Raw genomic sequence first — 23,033 nt, 5'->3', positions numbered from 1 at the left:
ATTCGTCTATGAAACCGACCTCGATCACTCTCGCCCTACTCGCCGCTTTTGGTACTTCCCTTTCCGCCCACGCTTTCGAGCCCTTTGTCATCAAGGATATTCGCGTCGAAGGCATCCAGCGAACCGAAGCTGGTACGGTTTTCAATTATCTGCCCGTCAAGATCGGTGACCGCATCGATGACGACAAGGCCGCTGCATCGGTAAAGGCGCTGTTTGCTACCGGGTTCTACAACGACGTCCGCATGGAGGTCGATGGAGATGTGCTCGTCGTCGCAGTGGATGAACGTCCAGTCATCGCCAGCATCCGTATCGAAGGTGCCAAGGAGTTCGAGGAAGATCAGCTGCTCAAGGCACTGCGAGAAAATGGTCTGGCAGAGAGCCGAACCTTCGATCAGGCCCTGTTGGGTGCCGCAGAGCAAGAGCTCAAGAAGCAGTACTACAGCCGTGGCAAGTACTCCGTGCGTATCTCGACCAAGGTGACCCGCTTCGAGCGCAATCGGGTTGGCGTGAGTTTCGAGATATCCGAAGGTCTGGCGGCAACAATCAAGCAGATCAACCTGGTGGGGAACGAGAAATTTGCCGAGAAAGAGCTGCGCAACAATTTCCAGCTCGACACCGGCGGCTGGTTCAGCTGGTTCAGCAAGAACGACCAGTACTCCAAGCCCAAGATGCAGTCCGATATCGAGGCTTTGCGCTCCTACTATCTCGATAACGGCTATCTGGAATTCAATATCGACTCCCAGCAAGTCGCCTTGTCTGACGACAAGAAGGATATCTTCCTGACGGTCAATCTCAGCGAAGGGGAGCAGTACAAGGTCAGCGACATCAAGTTTGCCGGTGACCTGATCGTGCCTGAGGAAGAGCTGCGCAAGCTGGTCAATATCAAGCCCGGTGAGGTGTTCTCTCGCGCCAAGATCAATGCAGCCAGCACGGCGATTTCAGATCGTCTGGCCGATGAAGGTTATGCGTTTGCCAACGTGAATGCCGTACCCGAGGTCAATCGCGACAAGTTCGAAGCCGCATTCACCTTCTATGTCGACCCTGGCCGTAAGACCTATGTGCGCCGTGTCAATATCAGTGGTAACTCGCGTACCCGTGACGAGGTAATTCGTCGTGAAATGCGCCAGCTTGAGGCAGCGCCTTATGCCGGCTGGAAGATCAAGCGCTCCAAGGAACGTCTGGATCTGCTCAACTACTTTGATGATGTATCGATCGATACGCCGCTGGTTGCCGATAGCAGTGACCAGGTCGACGTCAACGTCAGCCTGAAAGAAAAGCAGACAGGTAACATCCAGGTTGGCGCCGGTTACTCGCAAGCCGATGGCACCGTGCTCTCGGGCTCTATTGCTCAGGCCAATATCTTCGGTAGCGGCAAGTACCTCAAGCTGGAGGTCAACACCAGCAAGAGCAGCCGCGTCTATGCCATGTCGTTTACCAATCCCTACGCCACCCCGGATGGCGTGGCGCGTGGCTTCGATATCTACAAGCGTCGTTACGAGCCCAGCAACAATGTCGTGGGCACCTATCTCAACGACACTACCGGTGGTGGTTTGCGCTGGTCGGTGCCAATCAACGAATATGACGGCATCAATTTCGGGGTGTCGGGCGAACGATCGAAACTGACGGTCTTTTCGTTCAGTCCGGTCAGCTATATCAACTTTGTCAACAAATATGGTGATACCAACCTGACCTTCCTGGGTAATGCCGGCTGGGCGCGAGACACGCGCGATAGCGGTCTTTTCCCCACCCGCGGCAAGCTGATCACGGTCGGTGCTGAAGCAGGTCTGCCCGGCGGCAGTATCAAGTACTACAAGATCACGGCCCAGCAGCAGTGGTTCTACCCCCTGAGCAAGAACTTCACCGCCTTGTGGAATCTGGAAGCAGGCTACGGGGCTGGTTACAGTGGCCAGAAACTGCCTTTCTATGCCAACTTCTTTGCCGGTGGCGTGAGTTCGGTTCGCGGTTACGAATCCTCCAGCCTCGGCCCACGCGCCAGTGTGGTGAACGCCGATGGCACCACGAGCTTTACCACGGATATCGTGGGGGGTAATCGTCGCCTCGTGAACAATTTCGAGTTGATTCTGCCTGTACCGGGCATGAAACAGACCGAGAAGTCGGTTCGCTTGTCAGCCTTCATTGACGGCGGTACCGTCTGGGCTGAGGGTGATAAGGCCCGCTTCGGTGACATGCGCTATTCGACCGGTCTTTCGTTCAGCTGGCTCGCGCCAGTGGGGCCGATGAAATTTAGCTACGCCAAGCCGCTCAATGCCAAGCCGGGCGATCGGGTAGAGCGCTTCCAGTTCTCGCTTGGACAAACCTTCTGATCCTTGCCCGGCCTGAAATGCCGGGCTGGCTTCGTGCGGTGATGACTAGATTGATGAGGTAACGATCATGAAACACATTTTCTCCTGGGTACTTGCCGCTGGCCTTTTGGCACCGGTCATGGCGCAAGATCTGAAGCTGGGTTTCGTCAATATTGATCGCATCCTGCGCGAATCCGGTCCTGCTGTGCGTGCCACCAAGAAGCTGGAAAAAGAGTTTGCGAACCGTGAGACCGAACTCAAGAAGCTGACTGAAGTGGTTCGGGTGCGTCAGGCCGAGCTCGATAAGGGCGGCTTGTCCATGCCCGAGACCGAACGCCGCAACAAAGAGCGTGAGTTGATCAAGCTGCAGCAGGATCTGGCCCGCACCCAGCGTGAATTCCGTGAAGACCTCAATGCGCGCCGCAATGAGGAGCTCTCCGGTATTCAGGAGCGTGTCTACAACACGATCCAGCAGGTTGCTGCCGGTGAAAAGTACGACGCCATTCTTCAAGAGGCGGTGTATATCAATCCCAAGCTCGATATCACCGACAAGGTCATCAAGTCCTTGTCCGACAAGTAAAGGGCATCAGGTGGTTTACCGCTTGTCCGAGCTGGTGGCCCAGCTGGGCGGGGAGCTGCTGGGTGACGATGTGCTTGTCCACCAAGTTGCCACACTGGAGGGCGCGGGTGTGGGGCAACTGGCCTTTCTGGCCAGCGCCAAGTACCGCAAGCAGTTGAATGACTGCCGCGCAGCGGCTGTGGTGGTGTCCCCCGACATGCGCGATGCCACCACGCTGCCCCGTATCGTTGCAGCTAATCCCTATCTTTACTTTGCGCGCGTTTCTACGCTGTTGAATCCGCCTGCCAGGCCAGTATCCGGCGTCCACCCCTCGGCAATCGTCGCGGCGGATGCTCAGCTTGGTGACAACGTGAGTATCGGACCGTTTGTCTCCATCGGCCAAGGCGCAAGGATCGGTGATGGCACAGTGATCGAAGCGGGTTGCCGTATCGGTGATCATGTCGAGATCGGCGCCGATGGCTGCTTGCACCCCAATGTGGTGGTCTACGCCCACTGCCGATTAGGCGATCGAGTGATCATTCATGCCAATGCCGTGATCGGTGCCGATGGTTTCGGTAATGCCTGGACCGGTGAGGGTTGGTACAAAATTCCCCAGATCGGTCGGGTACTGATCGGCAATGATGTCGAGATCGGTGCCTCCACCACGATAGATCGTGGCGCACTTGACGATACCGTAATCGAGGACGGCGTCCGCCTCGATAACCAGATCCAGATTGCCCACAATGTGCGCATCGGCAAACATACCGCGATGGCGGGCTGCGTCGGCGTGGCCGGCAGTACGCACATCGGTGCTTACTGCACATTTGGCGGGAGCGCCATGATACTGGGCCATCTTCAGATCGTTGACCGGGTCAACGTGATGGCGGGTACGCTGGTCGGCAAATCCATACTCAAAGCGGGTACCTATGTTGGCCAGTACCCGGTCCAGTCTCATGAGGACTGGCTCGCCAACGCGTCCCACCTGCGCCGGCTTGATGCCATGGCCAGCAGGCTGAAAAACATTGAACGGAAAGTCGGCCACTCAGACGCCGACCAGGGAGACCCCAAGCATGACCCAAGTACTTGAAACCATGGATATCCAGGGCATTCTGGATCATCTGCCACATCGTTTTCCCTTTTTGCTGATCGACCGCATTACGGAACTGGTGCCCGGTGAGCGGGTAGTCGCGCTCAAGAACGTTTCCTATAACGAACCGTTCTTTGTCGGTCACTTTCCCAAGTATCCGGTCATGCCGGGCGTGCTGATCATTGAAGCGATGGCGCAGGCGGCAGGTGTGCTGAGTTTCCGTACCACGGGCGACAAGCCCAAGGACGGTTACCTCTACCTGTTTGCCGGTATCGATAATGCACGCTTCAAGGCGCAGGTGACGCCGGGTGATCAATTGCTGATCGAAGTCAGCATCGAGCGCAAGATGCGCAATATCTTCAAGTACAAGGCCGTTGCCCGTGTTGGTGGCAATGTCGTGGCGGAAGCCGACTTGATGTGTGCCCAAGTGCCGACGGGCGCTGCGGCAGCCAAGGCCTGAGGAAGCATTGATGGCGACGATACATCCGCAAGCTCTCGTGCATCCCGGCGCACGTCTGGGTGAAGGTGTTGAGATCGGTCCGTTCAGCGTGATCGGTGAGCATGTCGAGATCGGTGATGGTACTCGCGTGGGTCCACACTGTGTCATCGAGGGCCATACCCGTATCGGTCGCCACAATGTGTTCCATGGCTCAGCGCAGATTGGTTGCACGCCGCAGGACAAGAAGTATCGGCAGGAGCCTACCCGCCTCGTGATCGGTGACGACAACAGCTTCTTCCATTTTGTCACCGTGTCGACAGGCACGATCCAGGATCAGGGGCTCACCGAGATCGGCAACGACAACTGGGTCATGGCGTATGTGCATGTGGCCCACGATTGCCGGATCGGCAGCCACACCATCCTGGCTAACAACACGACCTTGGCCGGCCATGTCCACGTTGCCGACCATGTGTTTCTGGGCGGTTTCACCAGTGTTCACCAGTTCTGCAAGATCGGCATTCATGCGATGACGGCGTTTACCGCTGCCGTCACACAAGATGTACCACCGTATGTCACTGCGGCAGGTAATCGTGCAGCCCCTGCCGGCATCAATAGCGAGGGTCTGAAGCGTCGTGGCTTTACGGCAGAGCAGATCACCGAGATCAAGCGTGCGTACAAGCTGCTCTACCGACAGAACTTGCGCCTTGAAGAAGCGATCGCCGAGATTACTGCGCGTGCAGCCGACAAGCCCGAATTGCAGGCTTTCGTGGATTTCTTCCCGACCGCCAGTCGTGGTTTGATCCGCTGATCATCTTTCTCATTACAAGCCCCATTCCTGTCTATGCAGTCCTTGTTTGATGGCCATACCGGCCCGCGTATTGCGATTGTGGCCGGCGAGGCCTCGGGTGATTTGCTCGGTGCAAGCCTGATCGAGGCCATCCAGCGGCGGGTTCCCAATGCCCGTTTTTCAGGTATTGCCGGTCCAAAAATGCAGTCTGCCGGGGCCAAAACCCTGTTTCCGATCGAGAAACTGGCGGTGCGTGGCTATCTTGAGGTCATCAAGCACTTGCGCGAACTGCTCGGCATCCGCGCCAGCTTGCGCAAGGCCTGCCTGGCGGAAAGACCGGATTTGTTCATCGGCATCGATGCACCCGACTTCAATCTGGGTCTGGAAGCCAAACTCAAACGGGCCGGCATCCCTACCGTCCACTACGTGAGCCCATCGATATGGGCATGGCGTGGTGAACGTATCCACAAGATCAAGGCCGCTACCAATAACGTGCTTTGCTTGTTCCCGTTTGAGAAACCCCTGTACGACGCCGTGGGCGCGCAGGCCACCTATATAGGTCATCCGCTGGCGGATGATATGCCGGTGATGCTTGATCGGGCGGCGATTCGTGAAACGCTCGGACTGCCAGATGCTGCATTGGTCATCGCCATGTTGCCGGGTAGCCGCGTAAGCGAAATCGAATTTCACGCGGATCTGTTTATTGAAACGGCGCGCCTGCTGCATCAGCGCTATCCCCACGCCCAGTTCCTGATTCCGCTGGTCACGCGGGAGACCCGCGATCTGTTTGATGCCGCGCGCTATCGTTGCAAGGCGCTGGATTTACCACTGCGCCTGATGTTCGGCCATGCGCAAGAGGCCATGCAGGCAGCAGATGTGAATCTGGTTGCCTCGGGAACGGCAACCCTGGAGGCCATGCTGGCCAAGCGGCCGATGGTGATCACTTATCGGCTCAGCAATACCACCTACAAGCTTGTGCGCAAGAAGATGCGCCTGCCCTATGTGGGCTTGCCCAATGTGTTGGCCGGCAGGTTTGTCGTGCCGGAGCTGCTTCAGGACGAAGCAACACCCGAAAATCTGGCGCAAGCACTCGCAAATCTGATCGAAGACCGCGTGCTGGCCAAAGATCTGGAGCAGCTCTTCACAGAGCAGCACGAGGCGCTGCGGCATGATGCCGCGGAGCGCGCTGCGGATGCCGTGGTGCGCTATCTGGGGGCGAAGTCCTGATGCTGGTTTGCGGTGTGGATGAGGCTGGAAGGGGCCCCTTGGCGGGTTCTGTGTTCGCTGCTGCCGTCATTCTGGGTCCCGATCACGGGATTGTCGGTCTGGCCGACTCCAAACAGCTCACTGCCGCGAAGCGTGACCGGCTATTCGACGAAATCCGCGAGCGTGCCTTGGGCTGGTGTGTCGCCTCGGCCAGTGTGGCGGAGATTGATCAGCTCAATATCCTCAAGGCGACCATGCTGGCCATGCACCGTGCCGTCTCGGGTCTGCAGCCGGCCGCAAACCTCGCCTTGATTGATGGCAATCGCGTCCCGCCGGGCCTTCCCTGCGACGGCAGGGCCATCGTTCGGGGTGATGCGCTGGAGCCCTGCATCTCGGCGGCATCCATCTTGGCCAAGGTATCGCGGGATCGCGAGCTGATGGCGCTGGACGCCGAGTTTCCGGGCTATGGGTTCGCCATCCACAAGGGATATCCTACGCCCGCCCATTTGGCTGCTTTGGCTGAGCTTGGTGCAAGCAAGGCCCACCGCACCACTTTTGCACCGGTTCGGGCGCAAATCCAGGCGCGCCAAGGTGCATTCTGGTGAGACACTGAACAGGCGTGCAGGAAAGTGATGCACACTCAGTCCGTATAGCATTTGTCATTCGCCCTGTCGGGCAACTAATATCCAAGCGTTGCGCCGTCTTGCGGCGCGCCAACCGGCCTGCAGAGCCGACGGGAGCTACACTCGATGTTCGTCATCATCGGCTACGTTTTCATGTGCACCTGTATTCTGGGTGCTTACGCATGGCATGGCGGTCACTTGGCGGTGCTATGGCAGCCCTCCGAAATCGTGATCATTTTCGGCGGCGGTATCGGTGCCATGATCGCTGCCTACGGTTCCTCCCTGGGGCCTATTGTCAAAGCCATCCCCAGCGTGTTCAAGGGTTCATCCTTTGGCAAGGCCTTCTACATGGATCTGTTTGCCATGATGTTCGAGATCCTGTCCAAGGTCCGCAAGGAAGGCTTGATGTCGATTGAAGGGGATGTGGAAAACCCGGATGGCAGTCCGCTCTTTTCCAAGTATCCCGCCGTGGCGAAGGACCACCATGTCGTTGAGTTCCTGTGTGACTACCTGCGCCTGATGGTGGGGGGGAACCTCAACGCATTCGAGATTGAAAACCTGATGGATGTGGAAATCGAAACCCATCACCACGAAGCGCATGTGCCGGCAGAGTTCATGGCCAAACTGGCAGACGGCCTGCCCGCATTCGGTATCGTGGCTGCGGTGATGGGTGTGGTGCATACCATGGGCTCCTTGCACCTGCCTCCGACGGAGCTGGGCAAATTGATTGGCGCCGCGCTGGTGGGTACCTTCATGGGTATCTGGCTGGCATATGGCTTCTTCGGGCCATTGGCTACCGTGCTGGAAACCAAGGTCAATGAAGGCTCCAAGGTACTGCAGACCATCAAGATCACTTTGCTCGCCAGCTTGAACGGCTACGCCCCTCAGGTTGCAGTGGAGTTTGGTCGTAAAGCGATGGAAAGCCGTATCCGGCCGTCGTTCCTGGAGCTGGAAGAGTACGTCAAGAGCAAGAAGGGTTGACGACCTTGCAAGGCAAGGCCCGATCAACTGACAGGCGGGAGAGAGAACAGTGAGTGACGATTCCCAGCGTCCGATAGTCGTCAAAAAGATCAAGAAGGGCGGACACGGCCACCACGGCGGTGCCTGGAAGATTGCCTATGCCGACTTCGTGACGGCGATGATGGCGTTCTTCCTCTTGATGTGGCTGCTAGGCTCTTCCACCAAGGGGGATCTGCGCGGCATTGCCGATTACTTCCAGAACCCGCTCAAGGTTGCACTCAGTGGCGGTTCCGGTGCCGGTGAGTCCCAAAGCATTCTGCAGGGCGGCGGACTTGATCTCTCCAAGAAGGCAGGTGAACAGCGTCGGGGTGAGGGCGGCAAGGAGAAAAAGCGCCTTGATGAGCTGCGCGAGAAGATCAAGCAGGCGATCGACTCCAAGCAGGGCAAGCTGGCTCAGTACAAGGATCAGATCCTGCTTGATGTCACGCCGGAAGGCCTGCGCATCCAGATCATCGATCAGCAGAATCGTCCCATGTTCAAGAGCGGTAGCGCACAGATGGAGAGCTACGCGACGGACATCATTTCCGAGTTGTCGTCCATTCTGAACGAAGTCCCCAACCGTATTTCCCTGTCGGGTCACACCGACGCCGCGGGCTTCTCCTCGGGAGATCGCGCCTACAGCAACTGGGAATTGTCGGCAGACCGTGCCAATGCTTCGCGTCGTCAGCTGATCAGCGCAGGTGCCGATGCGAGCAAGATACTGCGGGTCGTCGGTCTCGCGGACTCCGTGCCTTTTGACAAGGAAGACCCGGCCAATCCGGTCAACCGACGCATCAGCATCATTGTGCTCAACAAAGAAACCGAAGAAAACATCATGAAGCTCGCCGGCAAACAGGCGGGTGAGGTCGAACAAACGAGCGACGCCAGCGCAGCCATCCAGGCTGGAGTGGCGAGCCCGGCACCGTGAGTCCGGGGCCTGCCGGGTTTCTGGTCCAGCTGCTTGCAAGTTCTTTGGCGGGATTGGGCATGGCACTACTTGGGGGTGTGCCATGGGGGGTGTGGGTACTGGTCCAGATGGCTGTTGCGGTGGGTCTTTCGCTTGCACTGCGCCAGCCGCGCTGGTGGTGTTTGATTCATGCTCTGTTTTTGCCGCTGGTGATTTTCTGCCTATGGCTCGCGTTGCCACCTTGGGTTTATCTGCTTGCGTTTGTAATGACTTGGCTGGTGTTTGGCAGGATTGATCGCAGCCGAGTGCCGCTATATCTCAGCAATCAGGCTGCATTAAGCGTGTTGGCGCAGCGTGTTCCCGAGCATGGGCGCCTACTGGATATCGGTGCCGGGACAGCCACTGTTTTGATGGGGCTGCGCCATCGTCGCGATCTGATACTGACCGGTATCGAGCATGCTTGGCTGCCTTGGTTGCTGGGCTGGTTGCGGCTCAGGCTATCGGGTAGCACCGCACGCTGGTTGCGTGGCGATATGCTGGCGCTGGATTACGGGGAGTTCGACATGGTCTACGCTTTCCTGTCACCGGCAGCCATGCCTTGGGTGTGGGAAAAAGCCGTCGCTGAAATGCGGCCGAACAGTGTCTTGGTCAGCAACAGTTTCCCCGTGCCGGGTGTGGCCGCCGACGAAATCATAGAACTCAACGACTGGAAAGGCGCGAAGCTCTACTTATGGCGAATGCGCTGAACAAGCCTGCGAAACCTGTCTCCAGTGCCGAGCAGGATGCCAATGAGGCCTGGCTGAAATACTGGGCCTCACGGCCGCTACCGATCCTGCAGTCCACCAAGGCGGCGCTGACCGGATTATTGAATCGAGCTGCCAGCGTACGAAACGACGAGCTGGTCGAGCTGGCACTGCGGGATCCATTGCTGACAGCCCATGCGCTGCGATTCGTGAACCAGCGCCCCCGCGGTAGCCTCGCCGCGGATGTGGTCTCCATCGACAATGTCATTCTGCTGATGGGTGTTGAGGCATTCCTCACCCAATTCAGCCGTCTCCCCAGTGTTGAATCGGTTTTATTGCCTCAGCACCCTGCGCACTATGTGGCCGTGCTCAAAGAAGTGGCTGGCGCCCGCTTGGCTGCGCGTCTGGCCAGGGATTTCGGTAATTGGCGTTATGACGCCAGGCTGGATGAAATCTTCGTGACCGCACTGCTGGCGTCCCTGCCCAAGATGTTGCGATATCTTGAGGCTGGGCTTCCTGATAAAGCCCCGGCGGTCAATCCGGCTGCGGTGGGTTTATCGCTCTTTGTCCGCTGGCGGTTGCCCGATGTATTCGCGACCCTGCTAGATGACAGCGCTGCAAGCAGCCAGCGCGGCATGTTGCATCAGGTTGCGATGCGCCTCGCTGACAAGCTGCAGTTGGGGTGGTGGCAAGATGGCATAGACCATGATTTGCGGACTGCTGCGCAGACGCTGGGTGTGGAGCAATCGGCGGTTTGGGCGCTGGTGGTGGAAATCCTGTTGCACTTTGCCCGCAAGGACTGGCCTTATGCGCAAATTCATGCACCCGCGCGCTGGTTGGTCATGCAGCCCGGTGAGTGGCCCAAGCCCAAGTCTGCGCAAGCCGCGCAGGACAACAGCAAACCTACGCTCGCGGAAATCCTGCGTGAACTGCAACGCGCCGGAGGCGGCGGTGCCTCTTTCAATCAGATCATGGGGTTGGCGATTCGTGCACAGTCCGAGGGCATCGGCCTCAAGCGGATTGTGTTCGGACTGCTGAGTGCGGGCCAGAATATCCTCAAGGTACGTTACGCGATCGGCATTGCCGAGGGCGATCCCTTGCGCGCCTTGCAGATTGATCTCTCGGCGCCGCATATCTTTACCAAGATGCTGCTCAAGCCACAGTCAGTTTGGCTCAATCAAGGTAATCGGGCCCAGTTTGAGGCGCTATTGCCACGGGGGTTGAGGCAGTCGCTCGGCGCCGGTGATTTTGTGGCGATGTCCTTGTTCGTTGATGACAGACCGGTTGGCCTGTTCATTTCCGACAATGGTGGTACGCCGCTCACTGCAGCGCAATACGATGGTTTCAAGCAGGTTTGTCTGGCCACAGGTCAGTGCCTGACACAACAGGCGCGGCGTCTCGCACTGGGTGGCTAATCCTTGTGCAGGCGTTTTGTTGTTGTCATGTCGTTCAATCAAGTGGTCATGCATGGAAATCATCCAGTCGCGGCAGAATCCGCTGTTCAAGTCTTGTCTCAAGCTCGCCACTCAGCGTCGTGAGCGCCTCAAGAGTGGGTTGACCCTGCTGGACGGCCCGCACTTGCTCGCGGCCGCACTTGATACAGGGTTGCAGCCAGAGCGAACCGTCGTGGCAGAGCATGCCTTGGCCAAGAATGAAGTGGTCGAGCTGTCTGCCCGGCTAGTGCGCCAGCCGGTTGTTTTCTGTGACACCTTGTTTGCCGAACTGACCGAACTGGAATCTGCTAGCGGCTTGCTGGCGATCTGGTCATACCCCAGCTCCCCCAAGCCCTCTCTGTCAGGGATGATTCTTGCCCTGGACGGTGTGCAGGATCCCGGTAATGTCGGCTCGATCCTGCGCACTGCGGCCGCCGCTGGCGTGGATCAGGTCTGGCTCGGGCAGGGTTGCGCTGACGTCTGGTCCCCCAAGGTACTACGTGCCGGCATGGGCGCCCATTTTTGTGTCCCGGTGATCGAGCGCGTGGAGTTGCCCGCACTTGCAGCTGTGTTTTCGGGTCGTCGGGCCGTAACGGTTCTGGCAGAGAGCAGTTCGCTCTATCAGACCGATCTACGTGGCGATCTTCTACTGATCATGGGGAGTGAAGGGCAGGGGGTACAGGCTGATCTCGTGAAGCTGGCCGATCTGCGGCTACGCGTGCCCATGCATCGGGGCATGGAGTCGCTCAATGTGGGGGCGGCGACGGCGATCTGTCTGTATGAGCGTTTACGACAGGTGAGCGGCTAGTCTGTTCATGCCTAGCCGCCGTAGCCAGCTGCTGACATCGTTGAGCATGATGACATTGCCCGCCGCGGCACAGAGTATCCCGAACACGGTGAGCCACTGCCAGTTGAAGCCTTCGAAGAGAGTGGAAAGAACAAGCGCGACTATGGGTACGGCAATCGCGATATAGCCTGCACGGGCAGCACCGATCCGGCCCATCAGCGTGAGGTAGGACGCAAACGCCAGTACCGAACCAAAAATGGCCAGATACGCGAGCGAGAGCAAGTAGGCGGGCCGCCAGTCAAATCGTAGCGATTCGCCGCTCAACAGGGTGTAGGCCAATGAGGCCAAACCGCCGGTCAACATGCCTATACCGATACCAGGCAGTAGCGGGATGTCCAGATTCCGGTTGTGTTGTGCCACGATGTTGCCGGCAGAGGCCACGACGGCGGCCAGCAGTCCGCAGGCGATGCCTGTCCAGTTGGAACGGCCCTGTACATCCTGAAGTTCGGGCCAGAACACCAGCACGATGCCCGCGAGACCCAAGGCAGCGCCGAGCAGTGACTTCCGTTCAATCGGCCGTCCGAATGCGAGGCGCATGCCGATCAGGTTCATTACCACCATGGTGGAGTTAAGCACGGCTACCAAGCCGGACGCAATGTGGGCCTCAGCCGCGTATACGAGCATGTAGCTGATGCCGAACATCAGCGCGCCCTGCGCTGCAGCCCATTGCCACTCCTGTACCCGCAGGCGCAGCCGGTCTCCTCGCCAGGCGGCCCAAGCCAGTACGATGACCGCGGCGATCAGGAAACGATAGGCCACAGAGGCAGTCACCGGCACGGTGCCAAGCTGGAAGGTGATGGCCAACCAGGTGGATCCCCAGATCAGGGTGGCAATGGCGTAGAGCATCAGGTTGGACATGCGATTCCCCGGCGAGTCAGGTTATCAGCGTAGTCCCGATGAGCCTCGCAACACAGTGACGCCTGCCCGGCTGTCAGGGCACTGTGTTGGTGGAAATGGCGTGACAGTCAGTCTGCCGGCATCGTGATCGAAGGCAGGCTGGCACTCCGAGTGCCCGGCACAGGCTGATTGTCCTGGCGGTGATAGCTGAAGACCAACGAGTACTTGGTCGACTGGGTGCGATTCCATCCGGCGGCATGGAATGTCCGCGCATGAAAAAACACCACATCGCCTGGGGCCAGTTCTGGAAACTCGGCGCTATCAATCAACACACGGTTTTCTGGCAGGTCGGTACGCAGGAAGGCACGGGACTCGAATCGATCGTTATCGAGTTCGAGCTGATGGCTGCCCGGCAGAAAACCCAGGCATCCGTTCTCCCGAGTTTCATGCCCCAATGCCAACCACACGGAAATCAGGTCGCTATCACTAAAGCTCCAATAGCGGATATCCCGATGCCAGTGGGTTTCACTTGAGTAAGCCGGCTGCTTGGTCATCAGACTGTTGTGATGCGCCTGAGTCAGCGCCACGCTTGCGCCCCCCAGCAGCTGACTGACGCGGCGGGTCACAACCGGGTTGCATGCCCACTCCCGGAAAACCGGAGCACGCGCATACATTTGCTGGAGGCGCCTGGCCGTGCGCCCACCCTCGGCATCCCGTGAACGGGGTGCGCCGGGATACTGCGTATCGGCTTCGTACTCGATGGGTGCTATGGCGGCATCCAGCTGTCGACGGCTTTCGCCAAGGATGGCATCGCACAAGGATGGATCGGCAAGACCGCGGGCAATAAGGAAACCACGCGTTTCAAATTCTGCGAGCTCAGCGGGAGTAAACGGGGTGGTATTCATGTCAAAACTATGTGCGGCAGGGCATCATGCCGGAAGGGTTGTTCCATGGCGGATATTACCCTGCCGGACGCAGGCATGCTTGATGTGCGGCAAGCCGGTGCCAAATCGAACCGTATAATCCCGACAGGCAGGAGGTCATCATGACGACACCACTTTCAATCAGGTTTGCGATGCCGATCAGTTGGCTCGACAGCCCCCCGGTTACGACCATTGACCCGGTATTGCTGCTGCGTGTGCTGGCCCTGCTGGAGGCATCCCCTGCGCATCTCGATGATGACGACAGTCCAGATGCGCTGCGCTGGCAGTCGCTGGAGGCGCGCGTCGAGCTGATGTTGCAGATGGTTGGTCAGTTGCTCGCGCGCGGTGATTGCTTGCCGCCCCTGCAAGAGATTGAGCTGAGCGGCGCTGGCGTGAGTTGGAATTCGGTTTCCCCAGTGCCGGTTGGCAAGGCTGGTTATGTGGGCATCTACCTCAGCCCTCGCATACCTCAGCCCTTGGTATTGTCTGCGACGATACGTGAGTGTGAACTGACGGGGAGCGGCGATTACCGACTGGATGCGACATTTGAGCAGATAGACGCCGAAGTGCAGGACTGGATTGAAAAAACTGTCTTCCGGCGCCATCGCCGCCAGATATTCGAGAAGAAACATCCGCATGACGATTGATATTCCTGCCAGCTGGAGCACGTTGCTGGGCACCGAGCTGGCCGATCCGTACTGGCACGCACTGCAGCAGTTCGTTCAAACGGAAGAGGCTCAAGGCAAGATCATTTATCCGCCAAGGGCCCGCCGCTTTGCCGCTTTTGAGGCCCTGGCGCCTGAGCAAGTGCGCGTAGTGATACTTGGCCAGGATCCCTACCATGGCCCACAGCAGGCACATGGCCTGAGTTTCTCGGTTCCGCCTGGTGTGGCGATACCCCCGTCCCTGCGCAATATCTTCAAGGAGATTGCGCGTGACCTCGGTATCAGCCCCCCGCAGCATGGCTGTCTGAACCAGTGGGCTGAACAGGGTGTGCTTCTGCTCAACAGTGTCCTGACCGTGGAGGATGGCAAGGCTGGTTCACACAGGAACCGCGGCTGGGAGCGATTCACGGATGCGGTCATCAGTGCTTTGTCTACGCAGCATGAGGGGATTGTCTTCATGCTGTGGGGGGCCTACGCCGAGGCGAAGCGCTCCTTGATCGACACAACCCGCCACCTCATTTTGACGTCTCCCCATCCGTCTCCCTTGTCGGCACACCGCGGATTCATCGGCAACGGACACTTTTCCAGCTGCAATCGTTATCTGACTGAGCGCGGTCAGATGTCGATCAACTGGCTCCTCGATTGAGCCCAGAAAGGACTGCAATGTATACCGTGCACGGCATGGCTCTATCGGGTAACTGCTACAAGCTCAAGTTGGCGCTTGAACTGCTGGGTGAGCCCTATCAGTGGCAGGAAGTTGACACGCTGCGTGGCGAAACCCGCAGCCCGGCCTTCCTGGCCATGAACCCCAATGGCAAGGTACCGGTGCTGACCTTGCCCGATGGTAGCCATCTGGCTGAGTCCAACGCGATCCTGTGTTATCTGGCAGAGGGCACGGACCTATGGGCCGGAGATCGCCGCCAGCGTGCCGAGGTGTTGCAATGGCTGTTCTTTGAGCAGTACAGCCATGAGCCATACATTGCAACCGTACGCTTCTGGGTTCGGTTTGCCGGTAAAGCGGAAGCGCTGGCGGAAGAAATCGCCAAGCGTCGGGTGCAGGGATATAAAGCGCTGGATGTGATGGAGCAGCAATTGGCCACACGGGCATTCTTGGCCGGTACGTCGCTTAGCATCGCCGACATCGCCCTGTTTGCGTACACCCATGTGGCGGAAGAGGGAGGATTCTCCCTGGTGGCATACCCACACATCCGGGCATGGCTGGCACGGGTCCAATCCACGCCCGGTTTTGTGCCGATGGGCTAGCCCGTCATCTAGTCCTGCATCTTGCCGGCGGCCAGACCGCGCCGGTAACGATGCATGATGATGAGCATGGTCACCATGAGCAAGGTGCCGAAGCCGATGATGATGGTGTACATGGGCGGGATACCCCCCAGGCTACTGAAGTAGGACAGCGCCTCGCCGTGCATATTGTCGCTGAGCGGCGAGCTGAAGTACTTCACCAGCAGGGCGTGTGCGCCGACCATCACGAGGATGCCCAGATTCTCGTTGAAGTTCTGTACCGCAATGGAGTGGCCCGCGCCCATCAGCATGAAGCCACGATGCTGAAGCATGGCATTGAGTGGTACGACGAAGAATCCGGCCATGGCGCCCACAATGAACATCTGCACGCCCGCGAGCCGTACGTCGTACACAAACAGCATGCTCACGACCATCATCCCCATGGCCACGCCTGCGGGCAACACCCGGAAGGCCTGCTTGAGCGGTATGTAGCGCCCGGCAATGACTGCGCCGGCAGCCGTGCCGAAAGCAACAATCGCCACCAGTCGCGTAGCTTGCTCCAGATTGAAGCCCAGCCAGATGATGGCCCAGTTGATGACCACCAGCCGCATTGTGGCTCCGGCACCCCAGAACAGGGTGGTCACCGCGAGCGACAACTGGCCCTGTGGATCCCGCCAAAGCTTGACGACGCACTCCCAGAACTCCTTGATCAGGAAGCTGGGGCTGAAGTGGATGGGCTTGAGCGTGACATTGAGCTTGGGGACATAGAGGTTCACCCAGGCTGCAGCCAGATAGATGCAGGCCAGCACGATCAACGCAAACATGGGCGCAGACAAGCCTTGCAGTAGCGTGCTCTTGGCAAGCCATGCTGCCATGGAAGGACCGGTGATCAAGCCGCCGATCACGGTGCCGAAGATGATGGCGCTGACCGTTGCACCTTCAAGCCAGCCATTGGCTGCCACGAGCTTATCGTGAGGCAGGTATTCGGTAATGATCCCGTACTTGGCCGGTGAATAAGCCGCTGCGCCGAAGCCGACGATGGCATACGCCAGGATGGGGGGTAGCCCCACCAGCATGCCCACGCAGCCGGCAAGCTTGATGCCGTTACACAGCATCATGGCTCGACCCTTGTGCATGGAATCGGCAAACGATCCGGCAAAGGGTGCGAGCACAACATAGGAAATCGTAAAGCACCAGAGCAGCATGGACTGGTGCCATGCAGGCGCAGCCTGAGATTTCAGGAGCGCCAGTGCTGCGATGAAGAGGGCATTGTCGGCCAGCGCAGAAAGGAACTGCGCGGCGAGGATGATATAGAAACCGCGATCCATCGGAGGGCGTTGCCCGCAAGGGCAGGGCGCAGAACACAGGAGCGGGCTTTATACCATACGACCGTACCAGTTCGATGACGCACTGCCGCATGATGCTATCCCGCCTGGCCAGCCCATCCCGTCAGCCTTATGCTCCAGCGATAGCCCAGCGTGCCTCAAATATTCTAATTTCGTAGTCCTCTCAGCCTTGTGTTCGTACTGGCCTTTCTTTAGATTCAGTTTCCTTTTCTGAAATGCCCCCGAGGGAAGTAATGGCGCTCATCGTCCAGAAATACGGTGGTACGTCCATGGGTTCGCCTGAGCGAATCAAGAACGTGGCCCGCCGTGTAGCAAAGTACAAATCCCAGGGACACGATGTCGTTGTGGTCGTGTCCGCCATGAGTGGCGAAACCAATCGCCTGATTGCGCTGGCCAAGGAAATTCAGGCGCAGCCCGATCCCCGTGAACTGGATGTCATCATCGCCACGGGTGAGCAGGTCACCATTGGTCTGCTATCGATGGCCCTGCGTGATCAGGGACTTGAGGCGCGCAGCTATACCGGCGCCCAGGTCAAGATTCTGACCGACAGCTCACATACCAAGGCGCGCATCCAGCATATCGACGAAGCGCCGATCCGCGCCGACCTGAAGGCTGGCAAGGTAGTGGTTGTGGCCGGTTTTCAGGGGGTGGATGCCGAGGGCAACATCACAACATTGGGACGAGGTGGTTCCGATACGACCGGGGTGGCGCTTGCGGCTGCCTTACGGGCGGATGAGTGCCAGATCTACACCGATGTAGATGGGGTCTATACGACGGACCCACGAGTCGTGCCGGAGGCGAGGCGACTGAAGACCGTCACCTTTGAGGAGATGCTGGAAATGGCCAGCCTGGGCTCCAAGGTGCTGCAGATCCGCTCGGTAGAGTTTGCCGGCAAGTACAAGGTCAAGTTGCGCGTGCTCTCCAGCTTCCAAGAGGAAGGAGAGGGCACACTGATTACGTTTGAGGAAGAAGACAATATGGAAAAGGCCATTATCTCGGGTATCGCCTTCAACCGCGACGAGGCCCGCATCAATGTCACGGGTGTGCCGGACAAGCCGGGTATCGCTTACCAGATCCTGGGCCCCGTGGCGGATGCCAACATTGATGTGGACATGATCATCCAGAACGTGGGTGCCGAAGGGCATACCGACTTCTCGTTCACCGTGCCGCGTGGCGAGTATCAGAAGGCCTTGGGCATTCTGGAGGGCGTAAAGGCCCATATCGGCGCCAAATCGATCTCGGGCGAGGACAAGATCTGCAAGGTTTCGGTCGTGGGCGTTGGCATGCGTTCGCACGTCGGCATTGCATCAACCATGTTCCGCACGCTGGCAGAAGAGGGCATCAATATCCAGATGATTTCCACCTCGGAGATCAAGATTTCGGTCGTGCTGGACGAGAAATACCTTGAGCTGGCGGTGCGTGTGCTTCACAAGGCATTTAATCTCGATCAGGAACCCTGATTGCTTGACGCATGGGGGGCGCATCGCTATAGTGCGCACCTCTTGTGACGGAGAAGTGGCCGAGAGGTCGAAGGCACTCCCCTGCTAAGGGAGCATACGGGCCAAAACCTGTATCGAGGGTTCGAATCCCTCCTTCTCCGCCAACAAGAACGACGTCGGTCAAATAGCGCGCCCGTAGCTCAGCTGGATAGAGTACTTGGCTACGAACCAAGGGGTCAGGAGTTCGAATCTCTTCGGGCGCGCCAAAAGATGTAACAAGTCGTCGTATCCCAATATATGCGCCCGTAGCTCAGCTGGATAGAGTACTTGGCTACGAACCAAGGGGTCAGGAGTTCGAATCTCTTCGGGCGCGCCATATATCAAGCGCAAAGGCCACGAAAGTGGCCTTTGTCGTAAAGAGACAACAAAAAGACAAATATTAGTCTCTAGTGGTATTGGCAGGTATTTTAGTGGTATTGTCCTGCTTCCAGTGCTTCGGGCAGGTATCGACACAAGGCGATTGCTCCCGGGACGCGTGGTGACTAGACTAGGAGTTTGGTCAGTTTGCGCGGTCAGTTAAAACCGGTGGCGCTGGTCGTCAACTCAGGGTGACAGCCGTAGCGCATCCCACCTGCGTCTGTCGTGTTGCTAATGCCTGCCAGGCAATCTGGTAGGGGTAGAGGGTTAAACATGGATTACGCGCAGCAGCAGAGGAATCCGTCCAAGCACATTGTTGGCTTTGGTCTGGTAATCCTTCTGCACGTTGTTATCGGCTATGCCTTGATGAATGGTCTGCACACCAAGGTGATCCAGATCATCCAGAAGCCACTGGATACGAAAATCATCGAAGAGGCACCGCCGCCTCCGCCGCCGGAGATTCCTCCGCCTCCACCTCCTGATTTCAAGGCGCCGCCACCGCCGCCGTCGTTTGTTCCGCAGGTTGAAGTGCAGGTTCAGACGCCGCCTGTGGCGCCGACCATCACGGCCACAACCAGCCAGGTTCCCGCTGAGCGCACTATTGCGCCTGCGCCTGCGCCGGTGACGACGCAGCCTGCACCGCCGCAGCCGCCCAGCGTGCGTGGTTTGTGTTCCAATGTTCGCGAAGTTGGCGATCAGATGCAGGACAAGTTCGTTGTGCTCGCAGCCCGCGAAGAAATCACCCGCGCCGAAGCTACGGTTGAGGTGGTGATTGGCGGTGGTGGCGAAATCAAGAGCGCCCGCGTCGTGAAGTCCACGAATCCGAAGGTCAACAACCTTGCTGTCGCAGCGGTGAAGCGCTTGAAGTGCCGCGGTCAAGGCCAGGATGTAACAACGTATTACCCTGTTGAGTTCAATCTCACGGAAGAATGATTTTTGGGCGTGTGATCTGCCCGGGAGTTTTCGGGCGGATCACAAGTGTTAATCGGGAAGTCTTTCGGCTCTGCCGAATCCATCTAGCTAAGGAACTGGAAGCATCATGTCTGTAGCCAACCGTTTGTCCGCACTGTTTGCGGCTGTTGCCCTTGCTGCTGCTCCTGCGGCAGCGATCATTGTCTCTCAGGCTGCTCACGCTGAAGAAGCGCCGGCTGCTGCTGCGCCGGCTGATGCCGCTGCTGCCCCCGCCGATGCTGCGGCCGCTCCGGTCGAAGCTGCTGCACCTGTAGAAGCAGCTGCCCCTGCCGCTGAAGAAGCACCTGCCGCCCCCGCCGCTGATGTCACCACGGATAACCCCTACGGCCTGCAAGCCCTGTGGTCCCAGTCTGACTTCGTTGCCAAGGGTACCCTTGTGATCATGGTCATCATGTCCATGGGCACTTGGTACATCCTGTTCACCAAGCTGTGGGAACAACAAAAGTTGTTTGCACAAGCCAAGGCCGCTCGCGAAACCTTCTGGAGCGCTGGTTCGGTCAAGGCTGGTGTGGCCACGCTGGAAGAAAACAGCGCGTTCCGCTTCATCGCTGAAACCGGCCTGAACGCCAACGAGCACCACGAAGGCGCCCTGCTGGAGCAGATCGACAAGAACAGCTGGGTCACCATGTCCATCCAGCGCGCCGTGGAAAACATCCAGAGCCGTCTCGGCGATGGTCTGGCCTTCCTGGCTACCGTGGGTTCGACCGCACCGTTCGTGGGTCTGTTCGGTACCGTTTGGGGTATCTACCACGCTCTGGTGAAGATCGGTATGTCCGGTCAGGCTTCGATCGACAAGGTTGCTGGTCCCGTGGGTGAATCGCTGATCATGACCGCCATCGGTCTGGCAGTTGCTGTGCCTGCCGTGCTGGGTTACAACTGGCTGATCCGTCGTAACAAGACCGGTCTGGAACAAGTACGCGCCTTCGGTGCTGACCTGCACAGCGTTCTGCTGAGCAACAAAAAGGGCTAACCCATGGGCATGAACGTCGGAACGGAGTCCGGCGACGACGAGGTGGTGTCGGCAATTAACACCACCCCGCTCGTGGATGTGATGCTGGTGTTGTTGATCATCTTTCTGATCACCATCCCGGTTGCCATCCACACTGTCCCGGTCACGCTGCCTAGTGAAGAAATCAAGGCAAACGAGACCAAGCCGGAAAACATCAACATTTCGGTCACCAAAGATGGTGACGTTTACTGGAACCAGGTTCTAATTCCTGACCAAGAGGCGCTGGTCGCCAAGCTCAAGGAAGAGTCGCCCAAGATTCCGCAGCCGGAAGTTCAAATCCGCGGAGATCAGGGTGCTCGCTACGAGTTTGTGGGCCGTGTCGTGGTGGCGTGTCAGCGCGCAGGGATCGTGAAGGTCGGCTTTATCACCGAACCTCCACCCAAGGGCTGAACCAGTTTAGCTAATGAGGGATAAGCCATGGGCATGAGCGTAGGCTCTTCTTCCGGTGAACCGGATGTCATGGTCGAGATGAACACGACACCGCTGATCGACGTGATGCTGGTGTTGCTGATCATGCTGATCATTACCATCCCGGTGCAGTTGCACTCGGTCAAGCTGGATATGCCGCCACCGAGCGACAAAAAGCCCCTTCAGGAGCCGATTGTTCACCGTGTGGACATCGACTTTGATGGCACCATCTATATGGATGGCGCGCCCCTTGCCGGTATCGGCGCACTGGAAACGCGATTCACTGAATTCGCGGCCATGCCGGACCAGCCTGAGGTGCATCTCCGCCCCAACAAACTTGTTCCATACAAGGATGTGGCGGCAGTGATGGCAGCAGCGCAGCGTATTGGCGTTACCAAGATCGGTATGGTTGGTAACGAGCAGTTTATGTAATACCCGTGAGGCGGTGATGGCATCATTCAGTTGATGTCATCCCGCTTTTTTTGTTTTCTCCTCGTAGGGAAAAGTCGGAATCATGATGTCTACGCGTTCCTTTTCCGCAGGCCTGTTGCTTTGGGCTGTTCTCGGTTTTCCAGTACTCGTCTCCGAGTCGTCCAGTCCCGCAGCCGCACATGCCGAGGCCGTCAGGCCTGAAATTGGCAAGCCGCTACAGGCTGCTGGCGCACTGATGAAGTCGGGCAAGTTCAAGGAAGCGCTCGCGAAAATTCGCGAAGCTGAATCGGTTTCTGGCAAGACTCCCTTTGAGGCATTTTCCGTTCACCGGATGAATACGTTCGCCGCCGCTTCGGCAGGTGATGCGAACCTCGCCGCCGTCTCGTTCGAAGCGGCATCGGCCACGGGCAAGATGGGTAACGCCGAGAAACTGCAGGCCATGGAGGCCTTGGTCAGTGCGTTTTACCGGGCCAAAAATTACAACGGTACCGCGCAGTGGGCTGCCCGCTACGAAAAAGAAGGCGGTACCAATCCGCAGATTACCGGCCTGATTCCCCAGCTCAAATTCATGAGTGGTGATGTCGGTGCCGCAGCACGTGAACTGGAAGCCCAGGTCCGTGCAGATGAGAAGGCAGGCCGCGCCTCTTCGGAAGAACGCCTGCAACTGCTGGCCAATGCCTACCTGCGCCTCAATAACACAAATGCCTATGTGGCGACGCTGGAGAAGCTGGTTGCCCGCTATCCCAAGAAGTCTTACTGGGCAGACATCATCAATCGTATCCAGCGCAAGTCCGGTTTCTCCGATCGCCTGGCCATTGATGTTTATCGCCTCAAGCTGGCCACGGGCAATCTGAGCACCACGACGGATTACATGGAGCTGGCTCAGCTGTCGCTTCAGGAGGGCTTCAATACCGAAGCCAAGAATGTCGTCGAGCAGGCTTATGCCGCAGGCGTAATGGGTACCGGTGCTGAGGCTGAGCGCCACAAGCGCCTGATGGACCTCGCCAACAAGCGTGTGGCGGATGAAAAGAAGGTCGCGGCTCAAACCGAGGCCGCTGCAGTGGCCGCAGCTGACGGTACGCAAATGGTCAATCTGGGCTTTAACCTGGTGACTTCGGGTCAGCCGGACAAAGGGCTCAATCTGATGGAGCAGGGCATTGCCAAGGGCGGCCTGCGTCGTCCAGAGGATGCTACCCTGCGCTATGGTATTGCCCTGGTGTTGGCCAAGCAGAAGGCCAAGGCGCTACAGACGCTCAAGACAGTCAAGGGTACCGATGGTACCGGTGATCTGGCTCGACTCTGGTCGTACTACGCCCAGCAGCGATAATCGACTTTCGTCCGAGGGGCGGCGAGCTCTTGCCGCCCCTTTTTGCGTTGTTTCATGCCGTTCGGGCGGCCTCAGCGGGTGATCCT

The 23,033-nt window shown here is 58.3% G+C and carries 24 protein-coding genes and 3 tRNA genes; 24 read left to right on the top strand and 3 right to left on the bottom strand.

The genetic code is table 11. The annotated features are described in order from the left end of the window. Positions 1-8: 8 nt before the first annotated feature. The 12 genes from bamA (at position 9) to O9X62_RS12345 (ending at position 11,894) form a co-directional block, all read left to right on the top strand. On the top strand, positions 9-2,324 hold the full coding sequence (bamA, locus tag O9X62_RS12400) for an outer membrane protein assembly factor BamA (protein ID WP_269533201.1): 2,316 nt from the start codon (positions 9-11) through the stop codon (positions 2,322-2,324). Positions 2,325-2,391: 67 nt separating this feature from the next. After that, positions 2,392-2,883: an OmpH family outer membrane protein gene (locus O9X62_RS12395; RefSeq protein ID WP_269533200.1), complete on the top strand. Its 492-nt coding sequence runs from the start codon at positions 2,392-2,394 to the stop codon at positions 2,881-2,883. 22 nt (positions 2,884-2,905) lie between these two features. Next, the gene (lpxD, locus tag O9X62_RS12390; protein WP_269533199.1) at positions 2,906-3,949 is read left to right on the top strand and encodes a UDP-3-O-(3-hydroxymyristoyl)glucosamine N-acyltransferase; all 1,044 of its coding nucleotides are present in this window, start codon (positions 2,906-2,908) and stop codon (positions 3,947-3,949) included. 4 nt (positions 3,950-3,953) lie between these two features. Continuing rightward, the gene (gene fabZ, locus O9X62_RS12385; RefSeq protein WP_374708401.1) at positions 3,954-4,409 is read left to right on the top strand and encodes a 3-hydroxyacyl-ACP dehydratase FabZ; all 456 of its coding nucleotides are present in this window, start codon (positions 3,954-3,956) and stop codon (positions 4,407-4,409) included. Between the two features lie 10 nt (positions 4,410-4,419). Beyond that, complete coding sequence (gene lpxA, locus O9X62_RS12380; RefSeq protein WP_269533197.1) at positions 4,420-5,196, top strand: acyl-ACP--UDP-N-acetylglucosamine O-acyltransferase; 777 nt, start codon at positions 4,420-4,422, stop codon at positions 5,194-5,196. A gap of 33 nt (positions 5,197-5,229) precedes the next feature. Beyond that, positions 5,230-6,402, top strand: coding sequence for a lipid-A-disaccharide synthase (gene lpxB / locus O9X62_RS12375; protein WP_269533196.1), 1,173 nt, complete (start codon positions 5,230-5,232; stop codon positions 6,400-6,402). Further along, the gene (gene rnhB, locus O9X62_RS12370) at positions 6,402-6,986 is read left to right on the top strand and encodes a ribonuclease HII (RefSeq protein WP_269533195.1); all 585 of its coding nucleotides are present in this window, start codon (positions 6,402-6,404) and stop codon (positions 6,984-6,986) included. The genes lpxB and rnhB overlap by 1 nt, the downstream gene beginning before the upstream one ends. A 144-nt stretch (positions 6,987-7,130) precedes the next feature. Beyond that, positions 7,131-7,985, top strand: coding sequence for a flagellar motor stator protein MotA (motA, locus tag O9X62_RS12365; protein WP_269533194.1), 855 nt, complete (start codon positions 7,131-7,133; stop codon positions 7,983-7,985). A 49-nt stretch (positions 7,986-8,034) separates the two neighbouring features. Next, entirely contained in the window at positions 8,035-8,931 is an 897-nt protein-coding gene (gene motB / locus O9X62_RS12360; protein ID WP_269533193.1) for a flagellar motor protein MotB, read from the top strand. Between the two features lie 59 nt (positions 8,932-8,990). Next, the gene (locus O9X62_RS12355) at positions 8,991-9,656 is read left to right on the top strand and encodes a class I SAM-dependent methyltransferase (protein ID WP_269533192.1); all 666 of its coding nucleotides are present in this window, start codon (positions 8,991-8,993) and stop codon (positions 9,654-9,656) included. Beyond that, entirely contained in the window at positions 9,641-11,068 is a 1,428-nt protein-coding gene (locus O9X62_RS12350; RefSeq protein ID WP_269533191.1) for a hypothetical protein, read from the top strand. Before O9X62_RS12355 ends, O9X62_RS12350 begins: the two co-directional genes overlap by 16 nt. A gap of 52 nt (positions 11,069-11,120) precedes the next feature. Beyond that, on the top strand, positions 11,121-11,894 hold the full coding sequence (locus O9X62_RS12345) for an RNA methyltransferase (protein ID WP_269533190.1): 774 nt from the start codon (positions 11,121-11,123) through the stop codon (positions 11,892-11,894). Here the strand turns inward: O9X62_RS12345 and O9X62_RS12340 are convergent. Beyond that, a complete protein-coding gene (locus O9X62_RS12340; RefSeq protein WP_269533189.1) occupies positions 11,874-12,791 on the bottom strand; it encodes a DMT family transporter in 918 nt (305 codons plus the stop codon). The two genes, O9X62_RS12345 and O9X62_RS12340, sit on opposite strands and share 21 nt — an antisense overlap. 107 nt (positions 12,792-12,898) lie before the next feature. Beyond that, on the bottom strand, positions 12,899-13,675 hold the full coding sequence (locus tag O9X62_RS12335) for a phytanoyl-CoA dioxygenase family protein (RefSeq protein ID WP_269533188.1): 777 nt from the start codon (positions 13,673-13,675) through the stop codon (positions 12,899-12,901). 140 nt (positions 13,676-13,815) lie between these two features. Between O9X62_RS12335 and O9X62_RS12330 the strand changes: the two genes are divergently transcribed. The 3 genes from O9X62_RS12330 to O9X62_RS12320 are packed head-to-tail and all read left to right on the top strand — an operon-like array spanning position 13,816 to position 15,621. Then, the gene (locus O9X62_RS12330; RefSeq protein ID WP_269533187.1) at positions 13,816-14,340 is read left to right on the top strand and encodes a PilZ domain-containing protein; all 525 of its coding nucleotides are present in this window, start codon (positions 13,816-13,818) and stop codon (positions 14,338-14,340) included. Then, positions 14,330-15,004, top strand: coding sequence for a uracil-DNA glycosylase (ung, locus tag O9X62_RS12325; RefSeq protein ID WP_308446483.1), 675 nt, complete (start codon positions 14,330-14,332; stop codon positions 15,002-15,004). Before O9X62_RS12330 ends, ung begins: the two co-directional genes overlap by 11 nt. Positions 15,005-15,021: 17 nt before the next feature. Next, positions 15,022-15,621, top strand: a complete 600-nt coding sequence (locus O9X62_RS12320; protein WP_269533185.1) for a glutathione S-transferase family protein — start codon at positions 15,022-15,024, stop codon at positions 15,619-15,621. A gap of 8 nt (positions 15,622-15,629) precedes the next feature. On the opposite strand, the gene lplT is transcribed toward O9X62_RS12320, so the two are convergent. Beyond that, the gene (gene lplT, locus O9X62_RS12315) at positions 15,630-16,925 is read right to left on the bottom strand and encodes a lysophospholipid transporter LplT (protein ID WP_269533184.1); all 1,296 of its coding nucleotides are present in this window, start codon (positions 16,923-16,925) and stop codon (positions 15,630-15,632) included. A 251-nt stretch (positions 16,926-17,176) separates the two neighbouring features. Here lplT and O9X62_RS12310 point away from each other — a divergent pair, with 251 nt between their 5' ends. From O9X62_RS12310 to O9X62_RS12270, 9 genes are all read left to right on the top strand, one after another. Continuing rightward, a complete protein-coding gene (locus O9X62_RS12310) occupies positions 17,177-18,403 on the top strand; it encodes an aspartate kinase (RefSeq protein WP_269533183.1) in 1,227 nt (408 codons plus the stop codon). A gap of 49 nt (positions 18,404-18,452) precedes the next feature. Next, positions 18,453-18,546: transfer RNA gene (locus O9X62_RS12305), tRNA-Ser, on the top strand. A gap of 25 nt (positions 18,547-18,571) precedes the next feature. Beyond that, positions 18,572-18,648, top strand: a tRNA-Arg gene (locus O9X62_RS12300). Between the two features lie 33 nt (positions 18,649-18,681). Continuing rightward, a tRNA-Arg gene (locus O9X62_RS12295) sits at positions 18,682-18,758 on the top strand. Between the two features lie 314 nt (positions 18,759-19,072). Then, positions 19,073-19,732, top strand: coding sequence for an energy transducer TonB (locus tag O9X62_RS12290; RefSeq protein ID WP_269533182.1), 660 nt, complete (start codon positions 19,073-19,075; stop codon positions 19,730-19,732). Positions 19,733-20,099: 367 nt separating this feature from the next. Then, positions 20,100-20,741, top strand: coding sequence for a MotA/TolQ/ExbB proton channel family protein (locus O9X62_RS12285; protein ID WP_374708400.1), 642 nt, complete (start codon positions 20,100-20,102; stop codon positions 20,739-20,741). Between the two features lie 3 nt (positions 20,742-20,744). Then, a complete protein-coding gene (locus O9X62_RS12280) occupies positions 20,745-21,170 on the top strand; it encodes a biopolymer transporter ExbD (RefSeq protein ID WP_269533180.1) in 426 nt (141 codons plus the stop codon). A 33-nt stretch (positions 21,171-21,203) separates the two neighbouring features. Then, the gene (locus tag O9X62_RS12275; protein ID WP_308446472.1) at positions 21,204-21,620 is read left to right on the top strand and encodes a biopolymer transporter ExbD; all 417 of its coding nucleotides are present in this window, start codon (positions 21,204-21,206) and stop codon (positions 21,618-21,620) included. 85 nt (positions 21,621-21,705) lie between these two features. Continuing rightward, on the top strand, positions 21,706-22,947 hold the full coding sequence (locus O9X62_RS12270; RefSeq protein ID WP_269533178.1) for a lipopolysaccharide assembly protein LapB: 1,242 nt from the start codon (positions 21,706-21,708) through the stop codon (positions 22,945-22,947). The last annotated feature ends 86 nt before the right edge of the window (positions 22,948-23,033 follow it).

Origin of the sequence: Chitinimonas sp. BJYL2 (assembly GCF_027257935.1) — a bacterium.
Taxonomy (GTDB): Bacteria; Pseudomonadota; Gammaproteobacteria; order Burkholderiales; family Chitinimonadaceae; genus Chitinimonas.
This window is presented reverse-complemented; position numbering and strand designations above follow the sequence as displayed.

Bases quoted from the DNA above. Each gene is read 5' to 3' on its own strand.
- O9X62_RS12275 (WP_308446472.1), top strand. From the start codon at position 21,204: ATGAGCGTAGGCTCTTCTTCCGGTGAACCGGATGTCATGGTCGAGATG.
- lpxB (WP_269533196.1), top strand. From the start codon at position 5,230: ATGCAGTCCTTGTTTGATGGCCATACCGGCCCGCGTATTGCGATTGTG.
- ung (WP_308446483.1), top strand. From the start codon at position 14,330: ATGACGATTGATATTCCTGCCAGCTGGAGCACGTTGCTGGGCACCGAG.
- fabZ (WP_374708401.1), top strand. From the start codon at position 3,954: ATGGATATCCAGGGCATTCTGGATCATCTGCCACATCGTTTTCCCTTT.
- rnhB (WP_269533195.1), top strand. From the start codon at position 6,402: ATGCTGGTTTGCGGTGTGGATGAGGCTGGAAGGGGCCCCTTGGCGGGT.
- bamA (WP_269533201.1), top strand. From the start codon at position 9: ATGAAACCGACCTCGATCACTCTCGCCCTACTCGCCGCTTTTGGTACT.
- O9X62_RS12345 (WP_269533190.1), top strand. From the start codon at position 11,121: ATGGAAATCATCCAGTCGCGGCAGAATCCGCTGTTCAAGTCTTGTCTC.
- O9X62_RS12335 (WP_269533188.1), bottom strand. From the start codon at position 13,675: ATGAATACCACCCCGTTTACTCCCGCTGAGCTCGCAGAATTTGAAACG.
- motA (WP_269533194.1), top strand. From the start codon at position 7,131: ATGTTCGTCATCATCGGCTACGTTTTCATGTGCACCTGTATTCTGGGT.
- O9X62_RS12310 (WP_269533183.1), top strand. From the start codon at position 17,177: ATGGCGCTCATCGTCCAGAAATACGGTGGTACGTCCATGGGTTCGCCT.
- O9X62_RS12290 (WP_269533182.1), top strand. From the start codon at position 19,073: ATGGATTACGCGCAGCAGCAGAGGAATCCGTCCAAGCACATTGTTGGC.
- lplT (WP_269533184.1), bottom strand. From the start codon at position 16,925: ATGGATCGCGGTTTCTATATCATCCTCGCCGCGCAGTTCCTTTCTGCG.
- O9X62_RS12355 (WP_269533192.1), top strand. From the start codon at position 8,991: ATGGCACTACTTGGGGGTGTGCCATGGGGGGTGTGGGTACTGGTCCAG.
- O9X62_RS12330 (WP_269533187.1), top strand. From the start codon at position 13,816: ATGACGACACCACTTTCAATCAGGTTTGCGATGCCGATCAGTTGGCTC.
- O9X62_RS12340 (WP_269533189.1), bottom strand. From the start codon at position 12,791: ATGTCCAACCTGATGCTCTACGCCATTGCCACCCTGATCTGGGGATCC.
- O9X62_RS12350 (WP_269533191.1), top strand. From the start codon at position 9,641: ATGGCGAATGCGCTGAACAAGCCTGCGAAACCTGTCTCCAGTGCCGAG.
- O9X62_RS12395 (WP_269533200.1), top strand. From the start codon at position 2,392: ATGAAACACATTTTCTCCTGGGTACTTGCCGCTGGCCTTTTGGCACCG.
- O9X62_RS12270 (WP_269533178.1), top strand. From the start codon at position 21,706: ATGTCTACGCGTTCCTTTTCCGCAGGCCTGTTGCTTTGGGCTGTTCTC.
- O9X62_RS12280 (WP_269533180.1), top strand. From the start codon at position 20,745: ATGGGCATGAACGTCGGAACGGAGTCCGGCGACGACGAGGTGGTGTCG.
- O9X62_RS12320 (WP_269533185.1), top strand. From the start codon at position 15,022: ATGTATACCGTGCACGGCATGGCTCTATCGGGTAACTGCTACAAGCTC.
- lpxA (WP_269533197.1), top strand. From the start codon at position 4,420: ATGGCGACGATACATCCGCAAGCTCTCGTGCATCCCGGCGCACGTCTG.